The sequence below is a fragment of the Streptomyces sp. NPDC057654 genome (genome assembly GCF_042800135.1).
In the GTDB taxonomy this organism is placed as follows: Bacteria; Actinomycetota; Actinomycetes; order Streptomycetales; family Streptomycetaceae; genus Streptomyces.
Genome location: NZ_JBHVHQ010000778.1, coordinates 1 through 4,111 on the forward strand (window position 1 = coordinate 1; position 4,111 = coordinate 4,111).

Annotated in this window: 5 protein-coding genes; 2 read left to right on the forward strand and 3 right to left on the reverse strand. The window is 73.5% G+C overall.

Annotation, left to right across the window (positions count from 1 at the left end; translation table 11 throughout):
- Window positions 1-691, reverse strand: a 691-nt coding sequence (locus ACFU99_RS35640; RefSeq protein WP_384400359.1) for a serine/threonine-protein kinase, incomplete at its 3' end; no start/stop codon positions are given.
- Window positions 692-1,019: 328 nt separating this feature from the next.
- Between ACFU99_RS35640 and ACFU99_RS35645 the strand changes: the two genes are divergently transcribed.
- A complete protein-coding gene (locus ACFU99_RS35645; protein WP_363129482.1) occupies window positions 1,020-1,283 on the forward strand; it encodes a hypothetical protein in 264 nt (87 codons plus the stop codon).
- Window positions 1,284-1,459: 176 nt separating this feature from the next.
- Here ACFU99_RS35645 and ACFU99_RS35650 read toward each other — a convergent pair whose 3' ends face one another.
- Together ACFU99_RS35650 and ACFU99_RS35655 are read right to left on the reverse strand one after the other, a co-directional pair.
- The gene (locus ACFU99_RS35650) at window positions 1,460-2,269 is read right to left on the reverse strand and encodes an ABC transporter permease (RefSeq protein ID WP_384400363.1); all 810 of its coding nucleotides are present in this window, start codon (window positions 2,267-2,269) and stop codon (window positions 1,460-1,462) included.
- Window positions 2,266-3,246, reverse strand: coding sequence for an ATP-binding cassette domain-containing protein (locus ACFU99_RS35655; RefSeq protein WP_384400366.1), 981 nt, complete (start codon window positions 3,244-3,246; stop codon window positions 2,266-2,268). Before ACFU99_RS35655 ends, ACFU99_RS35650 begins: the two co-directional genes overlap by 4 nt.
- A 64-nt stretch (window positions 3,247-3,310) precedes the next feature.
- Between ACFU99_RS35655 and ACFU99_RS35660 the strand changes: the two genes are divergently transcribed.
- Window positions 3,311-4,054, forward strand: a complete 744-nt coding sequence (locus tag ACFU99_RS35660) for a TetR/AcrR family transcriptional regulator (protein WP_384400368.1) — start codon at window positions 3,311-3,313, stop codon at window positions 4,052-4,054.
- Window positions 4,055-4,111 lie beyond the last annotated feature (57 nt).

The window sequence follows — 4,111 nt, forward strand, 5'->3', positions numbered from 1 at the left end:
GCGTCTCCCGGCGGAACGGGGAGCCGCCCTCCACGGCCGCGTACAGCGTGACGCCGAGCGACCACAGGTCCGAGGCGGGGCCGGGCTGCCGGCCCAGGACGCGCTCGGGGGCCAGGTATTCGGGGGAGCCGACCAGCTCCCCGGTCATGGTCAGCGCCGTGCTGCCCTCGACCATGGCGATGCCGAAATCGGTGAGGACCACGCGGCCGTCGTTGGCGAGGAGCACGTTGCCGGGTTTCACGTCCCGGTGCAGCACCCCCGCCAGGTGCGCGGCCCGCAGCGCGGCCAGCACCTCCACGCCGATCCGGGCGGCCCGCGCGGGGGAGAGGGTGTGCTCCGCCTCCAGCACCTCCGCCAGCGACAGCCCGCGTATCAGCTCCATTACGATCCACGGCCGGCCGGCCTCGGAGACGACGTCATGGACAGTGACGACATTGGGGTGCGAAACGGCGCCCGCCGCCCGGCCCTCGCGCTCCAGGCGCGCGTACAGCTGCCGCACCTCGCGGTCGAGCAGCCCGGAGGGCGCGCGCACCTCCTTGACGGCCACCTCGCGGTCCAGCACCTCGTCCCGCGCGCGCCAGACCACGCCCATGCCGCCCCGGCCCAGCTCGCCCAGCAGCCGGTAGCGGCCCGCCAGTACGCGGCCGGACCGGTCGCCGCCGCCGTGCTCATCCGAAGGAATTCCGCTCATCGACGAGCCCCTCCCACGAGAGAGCGATCCACGGCCGTGTGCTCTCCGGGGGAGAATCCCCCCGCCCCGCGGAGAACATGCCCGCCCGTGCGGAACGGCAGCCGCCTCCGCCGCCGGGTGCCGGTGAATGTACCGCGACGCAGCGTGACCGGCCCCTGTCGGGAGGGTCCCGTATGCCCCAACTGGCCCCGCGTCGCGACGGATTCGCGCCAGTCGCGTCAACGCCCTTGACGCAGTGGTGAATCCGGCCCGTGGATGCGCAGGTGACGTGAAGGGGCGGTAGGGTTACTCTGCCCGGGCCGGGTATCTCGTACGGGTGGGGAGTCTCATGGAGCAGATAGCAATGCGCAGCAGGCCACGCGTGCCTGCCATCAGTTGCGGAAGCGGTGCGTCCAGCGCGCGCCTAGACCGCCATCTCGCGGTGCTGGGCGGCCCTGCCGTGCCGCAGCGCGAGACGGAGTCGGCGACCGTGCTGATGCGCGAGCTGACGGCGCGCGACCACTCGCGCGCCAAGCAGAGCCGGACCGCCAGGGTGTCGCTCTTCGCGCCGCTGCGGCGGCTGCGACGCTCGCTGTTCGGCAGCCGCCACTGACGGCGGGCGGACGACCGAGGCCCGGCGGCCACACCGACCCGGCACAGCGCTGAGACCTGAGAGCCCGTTATCCCCAGGGCGCTCGGGGAGCGCTTCGGTGTGTCCGCCGAGCCGTCCGTACGATAGAGACACCGCCGTACGTAGAGATACTCCGGCGCCGCTCCCTGCTCCTCGGCTCAGCGCCCGTCGCGTACGTACCGGCGGATGGTGAGCGGCACGAAGACGACGAGCAGCAGCGCCGACCACAGCAGTGAGGCCGCGACGGGATGCTCCGTCGGCCAGGCGCCGTGCGCGGCCGCCGCCGAGGCCGCCGTGTTGCCGAAGAGGTCGCGGCAGGCGCCGACGACCGCGCTGATCGGGTTCCACTCGGCGAGGAAGCGCAGCCAGCCGGGCATGCCGGCGGTCGGCACGTAGGTGTTGGAGAGCATCGGCAGGACGAAGGTCAGCGCGGCCAGCTGCCCCGCCGCCTCCTCGTTCTTGACGACCGTCCCCAGGTACTGGCCGATCCACGCCGTGGCCAGCCGGAAGAGCAGCAGCAGGCCGATCGCGCCGAGCGCGGGCCCCACCCCGTTCCGGATGCGCCAGCCCATCGCGAGCCCGACGAGCGCGAGCGGTACGAGCCCCACGGCGGCGAGCAGCACCTCCGCGACCGCCTGGCCGACCGGCACCGCCGAGCGGCTCATGGGCAGCGTGCGGAACCGGTCCATGACGCCGCGCTGCCGGTCCTGGACGGCCTGGAGCGTCCCGGTGAAGATGCCGAGGGTGGAGACGGAGACGAGCAGGCCGGGCACCAGGTACTCGCGGTAGTTGCCGCCGCCGGGCACGTCGATGGCGCTGCCGAAGAGGTAGCCGAAGAGCACCAGCATCAGCAGCGGCGCGGTGAGCGTCATGGCCAGCAGGCCGGGGGCGTGCCGTATTCGGGTCGTCTGCCGGCCGATCATGGCCGACGCGTCGCGGACGGCCCAGGTCAGGGAGGTGTCGCTCATGCCGCGGCCTCTTTCTGGACGTGGGGGCCGGCGGTGTCCGCGCCGTCGGCGGTGAGGTGGAGGAAGACCTCGTCGAGGGTGGGCTGCCGGACGGACACGTCGGCCAGGCCGATGCCGGCCGAGTCCAGTTCCCGTACGACGCGGGGCAGGGTGAGGGTCGGGTCGGTGCAGGAGGAGCCGACGGTCCGCCGCTCGGGGTCGACGGCGGGCTGTGCGCCCGTCAGCCGGCCGAGGGCGACGGCCGCCCCGGCGAGTTCGCTCTCGTCGCCGACGACGATCTCGACGTACGAGCCGATGGCAGCCTTCAGCTCCTCCGGGGTGCCGGTGGCGCTGACCCGGCCGTGGTCGATGACCACGATGTCGTCGGCCAGCCGGTCGGCCTCCTCCAGGTACTGCGTGGTGAGCAGCACGGTCGTGCCGCCCGCCGCCAGCTCGCGGACGGCGTCCCAGATGTCGCCGCGGCTGCGCGGGTCGAGGCCGGTGGTGGGCTCGTCGAGGAAGAGCACGGGCACGTCGGTGAGCAGGCACGCGGCCAGGTCGAGGCGGCGCCGCTGGCCGCCGGAGTAGGTGCGGGCGGGGCGTCCGGCCAGCTCGGCGAGGCCGAAGCGCTCCAGCAGTTCGTCCGCCCGGAGCGCTGCGGCGTGCGGCCGCAGCCGCTGGAGGCGGGCGAACAGCCGCAGGTTCTCACGGCCTGTCAGGTCGCTGTCCACGGAGGCGAACTGGCCGGTGAGGGCGATGCTGCGGCGGACGGAGCGCGGGTCGGCGGTGACGTCGTGGCCCGCGACGCGGGCGGTGCCGGAGGAGGGGGCGCGCAGCGTCGAGAGGATGTGGACCGCGGTGGTCTTGCCCGCGCCGTTGGGCCCGAGCAGCCCGCAGACGGTGCCTTCGGGAACCGCGAGATCGAGCCCGCGCAGCGCGTGCACGTCGCCGTAGCGCTTGTGCAGATCCTCACTAAGTACAGCGTACGTAGTTGTCATGCGGCCCACCGTACCGCACTGCGTACGCTGTACGTAACTAGGATGGGGGCCGAGGTGATGATCCATGGCAGCCAGCGGCCGTACGGCCGGACCCGAGGTGATCTGGGCGCGGCCCGAGCGCGCCGGGCGCGGACCCCGCCCCGCGCACACCCGCGCCGAGATCGCGGCGGCGGCGACGGGCATCGCCGACGCCGAGGGCATCGACGCCGTCTCCATGCGGCGGGTGGCCGCCGCGATCGGCTGCGGCACGATGTCGCTCTACAACTACGTGCCGCGCAAGGAGGACCTGTACGAGCTGATGGTGGACGCTGCCGCCGCCGAGTACGAGCTGCCCGAGCAGCCCTCCGGCGACTGGCAGGCCGACCTGCTCGGACTCGCCCGGCAGTCACGGGCGATGATGCACCGTCATCCCTGGATGCCGGGGCTCATGTCGCCCGTCTACGGTTTCAGCCCGAACGCGCTGCGCTACGTCGAGTACGTCCTGTGGGTGCTGGACGGCCTCGACGTCGAGGACGGCGCCAAGATGGAGCTCCTCGCCATGGTCACCGCCGTCGTCACCTCCTTCGTCGGCAGCGAACTCACCGCCGCCGAGCGCCACCGCACCTCGCCGCACCCGCCCGAGCAGGAGCGCGCGGCGCGCTCCGCCTATCTCGCACGGGAGTTGGCCGGCGGACGGTACCCGCGGATGGCCCGTACGTTCGCGGGCGCGTCCGGCCCGGCCGACCAGGACGCCGTCTTCGAACGCGCCATGCGCCGCCTCTTCGCGGGCTTCGCGGCGGAGAGCGGGGGCAGGGGCGGGGGCGCGTAGGAGCGCCGGGCCGCGCTCACAGCAGCGCGAACTGCCCCTCCGGGCCCTCCTCGTGAT